Below are 6,986 nucleotides of genomic sequence, written 5' to 3' on the forward strand. Positions count from 1 at the left end.
CGCGGGGATGGTGCGGGCCAGTTCGTGGCGGGCAGCGTCGGCCCAGCCGCGTAGCGCGGCTTCGAGGCGCTCCGCCGGGGCGGTCGGGTTGGTGGGTGGGTGGAACGAGGCGATCTGGGTCAGCGAGCTGTTTTGCGCCGTTGGCCTTGAGAGTGTCGAGGGCGTACTCGGCGTACGCGCCGATCAGCAGGGGCCTGTTGCCATATGCGAATGGGATCCGCGTGAGTGCGTGCCGGGCGGTGACGGTGGTGATGGCCAGGACCCGGACGGCCAGCGCGTCGCGGTCGGCATGGGTCGGTGAGGGGGTGGAGGGTCGTGGGTCGAAAGTGAGTAGGTCGGCGACGGCCCCGAGAGTGGCGGCGAGCCGGTCGAGGGGTTCGCGGCTGGCGGGGTCGGCCGGTGCCAGGTCGGCGGGTGTGGGGTCATCGCGTGGGTCGATTCGCAGGACGCCGTGCTGGTTTCCACCGAGAGCACACGTCATACGCGATGGCTCGCTGGACGAAGGCGCGCGACGTGACGGCGTCGGCGGTGCGGACTCACGTGAGGTCTCGATGTGCTCGCTTGGTCACCGAGGTGTTCGCGCCGGCGGTGCTGGTCGTCCTCGTCACGTTCGTCGTGGCGATCCACGCTGCCGGCTGGGGGCGAGGCTTCCTCTTCGGTTTCGTGGCGATGTTCTTTGCCGCGGGTCTGCCATACGCGATCCTGCACCTGAAGATCCGGCGGGGCGTCCTGGGTGACCGGCACATCACGCGGCGTGAGCAGCGGCCCGTGATGATGACCATAGGACTGGTCTCTATCGCGGTCGGGCTGTTGGTGTTGTGGATGCTCGATGCGCCGCAGCCGCTGTTTGCGGTGGTCTGGGGGATTTGCGCCGCGGTGGTGGTCTGTCTTGCCGTGACGATGTGGCGGAAGATCTCGATTCACACGGCATGCGCCGGGGGAGCGGTCGCGGCCTTGGCAGTCCTCGTGAACGTGTGGCTGCTCCTGCTCGCTCCGATGGTGGCGCTTGTCGGCTGGTCGCGGGTCGTGCTCGGGGACCACACGCGCGCTCAAGTCGTTGTTGGCGGCGCCGTGGGCTTCGCAGTAGCAGTTCTGGTGACGTCGGCGCTGATCTGATCGGACCAAGCCTGGCCGCAAAGGGGCGCGAAGCGTCACGAAGACACTGAGCCGCACTTGTCCCGCATAAGACGGTGGTGACCGTGAAGCCTTGGGCCAAGGGTGACGTGTGGCCCATCCACATCGAACTACCGCCTGGCCGGGGTGCGCCTAGACACCTTCGTGCGCGGCATCGGACGCAGCCTCGACGTGCGCTAGGGCCGCCGCCTCGGCCCGGGCCCCGTCACCTGCCTCGATGGCATCGACCAGGCGGATGTGTTCGGCCCAGGAGTGCGGAGCACGGTCGGGTGCACCGATACGGAAGATCCACTGGACATGCAGGTAAAGGGACAAAGAGATCGACGACAACCAGCGGTTGCCGCTGATCTCAAGGACACGGAGGTGCAGTTGGCTGTTGAGCTCCGCGACACGGGGAAAGTCCGACTCGTCGGTGGCGCGCCGAGCTGCATCGAGCAGGGAGCGCAGCCCGATGCTGTCTTTGACCGTACGTCGCTCAGCGGCAAGCCGAGCAGCTAGTGGTTCGAGCCTGGCGCGTACCGTGAAGATGTCCTTGATCATCGACTCGTCCGGGTAGGCGACGAAAGTCCCGCGGCGCGGCACCATCGTCACGAACCCCTCGGATTCCACGACCCGCAGGGCTTCGCGGACAGGGTTGCGTGACACTCCGAAATCCTCGGCGAGACGGTCCTCAGTGAGGCGGTCACCTGGCTTGTAGTCACCGTCGACGATGCGACGTCGAAGTTCCACCAGAACCTGATCGCGCAGCGGCACGTGCTGGCTGCCGAGGGTGGCCGCTCGGTCCGAGTTCATGATGCCCTTCTGTCTGTCGTAGCAGTCCTAGGCGGCCCACGCCGCTACGCTGTCGCCACTGTATACGAGTGTAATTCGAGTCAGGATGAACACGTCCTGCCGAGCGAGTGCCCGGTTGCGCACTAGTCGCCAGGCCGGGCAGAGTCGCCGGCGTCAGCCTTTTCGCTCACCGGCGATTCCGTCCATCCGTGCGCCGCGAGCGCGGTTTGGGCCGGCGGCCGCACACGGGTGTGGAGCGAACGGAACGGCACGTTCGTCGGGGTGACCCTGACCCGCCGATCATCCTTCTACAGCGTTCAGAGAACTCACTCCCACGATTCGGTCCCTCGCCGACGGCTGCAGCGAGACCTCTCAGAGGCGTGTTCGGTGCCCCCCGTACGGGAACTCAAACCGGCGGGGGAAGGCCTCTGGATGGCGACAGGTGGACGCGGGCCTGTCTCGCCTCCGTGACCTGGTGGCCGGGTGTAGGTGCTGCCCAGCGTGGCCAGGGCCCGGTCTGGCCGGCCCAGTCCTCGGTATTGAGAACAGCGCCGCTTTGCGCGGCCGGCGTGTCGTCGACCGGGCACGTATCAGACGTCTCGCATGGTGGTTATTGTCGGCCGGCAGGCGGTGATGCGAGCGTGCTGGAACCCCGCTGACTCATCGAAAAACGGCAGTGAGAACTGTATACAAGCCATGGTGATCTACGTTACTCTGCCCGGGTTCACGCGCTCGCACGCTTCGCGAGCCGCCGATGTCTATGCATGCGTGAGGGAGCAGTTCCATGGAACAGCCTAATTCCGCCCCCGAGATCACGAGGGATGAAGAAAGCGAAGGCCAGATCCGACCCAGCCTGTGGAAGATCGGTCCAGGTCTGGTGATCGCGGCTACGGGTGTAGGTGCAGGTGACATGATTTCGTCCCTCACTGCCGGCAGCAAGTACGGTATGGCGTTGTTGTGGGCGATCGTTGTCGGCGCAGTCATCAAGCTGGCGATCACCGAAGGAATCGGGCGATGGTGGCTGGCCACCGATCAAACTCCATTAGTGGGAATGCTAAGCATCGGCAAATGGATGCAATGGTATATTCTCGGATACCTGGTTGTGCTGGGATTCGTCTATGGGGCAGCGGTCACGTCAGCAACGGGACTTGGCCTCAATGGCATGATGCCTGCACTTTCGATAAATCAGTGGGCCATCGTTACTGCGATCGTCTCATTCGCGCTGCTCATGATCGGGAAGTACTATCTGTTTGAAAGACTGATGGTAGTACTTGTTGGGGTCATGTTTGTCACGATCGTCGGCGCCGCAGTCCTCACAGCGCCCGCTCTCGGCGACATCGCCTCGGGGTTTACATTCGCTATGCCTGGAGGATCGCTCCTATACGTATTGGGATTGATTGGTGGGGTAGGTGGCACTCTGACTCTCGCCTCGTACGGGTACTGGCTTCGAGACAAGGGCTATCGCGGTGGCCGATGGATGTCGACGATGCGTCTGGACGTCATTGTCGGATACATCATGACGCCATTGTTTATGGTGTCAATGATGGTTGTTGGCGCAGGGCTTCTTTTCTCGACGGGACAGCCGTTGTCAGGAGAAGAGGGGCTAGTTCCGCTAGCGAACGTCTTCGCTGACCGATTCGGGGAGGTGGCTCGCTGGCTACTCCTCATCGGCTTCTTCTCTGCCACCTTTACGTCGGTGCTCGGTGGATGGAACGGGTTCGCCTACTTGTTTGCTGACATAATCCGGATCGGTCGAAAGATCGAAGATTCAGAAGCTGAGCCGCACATCTCTGAACGCAGCCCGATGTTTCGCCTGTTCTTGGTGTGGTCTGCATTTCCTCCGATGCTTCTCTTGCTCTTCGGCAAGCCGGTCCTATTGGTTATCATCTACGCAGCCTTGGGTGCAGTATTCATGCCAGTATTCAGTGGCGCCTTGCTGGTCATGCTCAACTCCTCGAGGGTTCCAAAGCGTTTCCGCAATCGGTGGCTATCCAATACGATTCTCAGCCTCTCGCTAGTAATATTTGCGGTATTGGGAGTCATCAAGCTGATCGATCTCTTCTAAGTGATTGAGGTAGACCGATCCGGAGGACGAATGGGGACGGGCCCCGGTCTTGAAGCGGCTAGAGCTGCCGACTGTTTAGGTGGCTCCGATCAGAGGGGTCGGCCGGACGCCCCTTCTCCCGTGCCTTGAGATCGAGTGCCCCTTTGGGCGGTGGTCAGCGCATCCCCTGCGCTAGACGCAGCCAATGAAGTATTTCGGCAATGTTAGGAGAACGAGTCATGAGTCTTCCTGCCACATCATCAGCGTCGGTGAGTTCGATCGCATTGACGGGTCGGGTCCCGGATGGGGTGCCTTACGTCACGCGGTACACGCCGAACGCCATGGTGGGCTCGGTAGACAATCTCGCCACCGAGGCCGGCGTTGAGATGCTCCGCCGTGGCGGCAACGCCGTTGACGCGGCCTTGGCAGCAAACGCGGTGCTCACCGTCGTCCTCCCCAACCAGTGCGGGCTAGGAGGTGACCTGTTCGCTCTTGTACACCACAACCGGGAGCGACCGGTAGCGCTCAACGCCTCGGGCTGGACGGGCTCGGGAGCAGACCCGACGGTTCTACGCAGGGCGGGTCACACCAGAATGCCTCCGTCCGGCGAGATCGCGAGTGTTCCAATACCTGGGTGCGTCGATGGTTGGGTCGAACTGCAGCGGCGCTTCTCCAACTTGCCCCTCCAAGAGATCCTTGAGCCCGCACGTCGGTATGCCCACGACGGGTTCCCGGCGTCACCGTTCCTTGTGCAAGCCATACCGAAGATCGCCAACACGGCTGCTGCCTCCGAGCTGGCTCCAGACGGCACATTGTCACCTGGCCAAGTGATACAACGACCGGGCATGGCTCGACTGCTCGCAGGCATTGGATCTGGTGGACGGGAGAACTTCTACGAGGGCGAGTTCGGGCAAGGGCTGATCCGCATGGGGCGCGGGCTATACACCGAGCAGGACCTATCCAGAGTTCAAGCCGAGTGGGTGACGCCATTAGGCATGCGTGTCTGGGGACGTGATGTATGGACTGCTCCGCCGAATTCGCAAGGCTACCTGCTTCTCTCCGCAGCGTGGATCGCCGAGCGTCTCGACCTGCCCACCCCAGAGGATCCATTGTGGGCACATCTGCTGATCGAAGCCGCCCGCCAGGCGGCGTTCGATCGCCCTGAGGTGCTTCACGAACGAGCCGATGGAGAGGCGCTCTTGTCTCCCACACGACTGCAGCCAAGGCTGTCAGCTATATCGCGGTCCAACGTGGCAGACCTCACTGATCGCTATATGCAAGGCGGTACCACCTATCTCTGCGCCGTCGATAAGGATGGCATGTCCGTGTCGCTCATCCAGTCCAATGCGATGAGCTTTGGGTCAGGCTTGGTGGTGGAGGACACGGGGGTGTTCCTGCAGAACCGTGGAATAGGATTCTCTCTCGAGGAGGGGCACCCGGCAGAGTACGGTCCTGGGAGGCGACCGCCGCACACACTCTCGCCCGTCCTGGTAACTAATCCAGATCGTAGTCTGCATGCTGTACTCGGTATCCGTGGAGGAGACTCCCAACCGCAGGTGCTACTGCAACTCCTCGTTCGACTCTTGAAGCATGACCAGGACCCCGCTGAGGCTATGGCAGCGGGACGGTGGATATTGCGCGGCACCGACGACGCCACTTCCTTCAATACGTGGGGGTACAGCGGATCGGTAAGGACCGCTCTCGAGGGGCAGTCGCCTCAATCATGGCCGGACGCGTTGCGCAGCTTGGGCCACACAGTCGAAGTGGATCCCTCCTACGACCATCCCTTTGGGCATGCCCAGATCATTCTCAGCGACGGGGAAAGGCTGGCCGGTGCCGCGGACCCTCGAGCACTGTCCGGAAGCATTGGGGGGTATTGAACAACCGTGCATTACCTGAAGAGCCTCCTGAGCGCGGAGTTGCCGCTGTGTCGTGACCGGTATCCCGAGCTGATCGCCCATCATGGGCAGGGCGACTGCACGGCCTGCCACCTAGATGCGACTCCTTGCGGCATGCAGGGCTACGCGGTCGGGCGCTGAGCCGTGGCACGTACGAAGGTCGTCGTCGACGAGTTCGACTTCGCGGCGTTGGAGGCGGGTGATGGGGCGACTGCGGCGAGGGTGATGCGGATGCACACGGAGCGGACCCGGTCGACTTATCAGGCGATGGGGCCGGAGGAGGAGGCGGTGCCGGGGCGGAGCGGCCGGCGCAAGCGGGAGGGCGGGGGCAGCGGGCGGTGAGCCCGCCGGTTACGGCGGGGTACTGGCTCGCGGCGGCTGCGCCGGTCCTGCTGCTTCTGGTCCTGGTCACGACCGGGGTGCTGGCCACCAAGACTGCGTGTCTGTTGGTTGCTGGCTTGACGGGCGTCATCGCGGGTGCCGTCTTCGGCGCCGGTTGGTCGGTGCTGGCGGTGGCGCTGGGCAAGGGGCTGTGGCTGGGGGCTTGGATCTTGTATGTGGTGTTCCCGGCGATGCTGTTGTACCGGCTGGCCGAACGGGCCGGGTTCGACCGGATCGGGAGCCTGTTCGAGCACTTGTTTCCCAACCGCAGCGAGAACCTGTTGGTGTTGGCTTGGTTGCTGCCGTCGTTCGTGCAGGGAGTGGCGGGGTTCGGCACCCCGATCGCGGTGGCCGCTCCGTTGCTGTTGGCCTCGGGCTGGTCGCGGGCCAGGGCGGTGGCCTACCCGTTGATCGGGTACAGCTGGTCGGTCACGTTCGGTTCGATGGGGTCGTCGTTCTACATGGCTGCCCTGACGGCACACCTGCCAGCGGCGGCGACGGCCGCGTTCGCGGGGCACGCCTCGCTGATGCTGGGGGTCAACGGGGTGTTGGGTGGTGCCCTGGTCCTGCTGCTGGACGGCGGGTTGCGCGGGCTGAGGGACGGCCTGCTGCTGTTGCTGTCCGCGGGCGTGCCGATGGCCGTGACGCTGTATGCCGTGACCTCGGTCGTGCCGGCCATCGGGACGGTCAGCGCGGGCGCCGTCGGGTTCGCCGTCGCTCTGGCCCTGGCCTGGCTGACGCGGCGCCGCCGGGCCGGG

6 protein-coding genes are annotated in these 6,986 nt (G+C 63.8%); 5 read left to right on the forward strand and 1 reads right to left on the reverse strand.

What is annotated here, in order from left to right:
• The first annotated feature begins 561 nt into the window (after positions 1–561).
• On the forward strand, positions 562–1,116 hold the full coding sequence (locus FRW57_RS03120) for a phosphatase PAP2 family protein (protein ID WP_152185268.1): 555 nt from the start codon (positions 562–564) through the stop codon (positions 1,114–1,116).
• 150 nt (positions 1,117–1,266) lie between these two features.
• On the opposite strand, the gene FRW57_RS03125 is transcribed toward FRW57_RS03120, so the two are convergent.
• The gene (locus FRW57_RS03125) at positions 1,267–1,887 is read right to left on the reverse strand and encodes a GntR family transcriptional regulator (RefSeq protein ID WP_162529241.1); all 621 of its coding nucleotides are present in this window, start codon (positions 1,885–1,887) and stop codon (positions 1,267–1,269) included.
• An 802-nt stretch (positions 1,888–2,689) separates the two neighbouring features.
• Here FRW57_RS03125 and FRW57_RS03130 point away from each other — a divergent pair.
• From FRW57_RS03130 to FRW57_RS03145, 4 genes are all read left to right on the forward strand, one after another.
• Positions 2,690–3,970: an Nramp family divalent metal transporter gene (locus FRW57_RS03130; protein ID WP_152185270.1), complete on the forward strand. Its 1,281-nt coding sequence runs from the start codon at positions 2,690–2,692 to the stop codon at positions 3,968–3,970.
• Between the two features lie 248 nt (positions 3,971–4,218).
• The gene (locus FRW57_RS03135) at positions 4,219–5,829 is read left to right on the forward strand and encodes a gamma-glutamyltransferase family protein (RefSeq protein ID WP_203230192.1); all 1,611 of its coding nucleotides are present in this window, start codon (positions 4,219–4,221) and stop codon (positions 5,827–5,829) included.
• A 162-nt stretch (positions 5,830–5,991) separates the two neighbouring features.
• Positions 5,992–6,189, forward strand: a complete 198-nt coding sequence (locus FRW57_RS03140; RefSeq protein WP_152185272.1) for a hypothetical protein — start codon at positions 5,992–5,994, stop codon at positions 6,187–6,189.
• Positions 6,186–6,986: L-lactate permease (locus tag FRW57_RS03145; protein WP_162529242.1), on the forward strand; the 801-nt coding region annotated here is incomplete at its 3' end. The genes FRW57_RS03140 and FRW57_RS03145, both read left to right, overlap by 4 nt.

Origin of the sequence: Segeticoccus rhizosphaerae (assembly GCF_009192725.1) — a bacterium.
Taxonomy (GTDB): Bacteria; Actinomycetota; Actinomycetes; order Actinomycetales; family Dermatophilaceae; genus Segeticoccus; species Segeticoccus rhizosphaerae.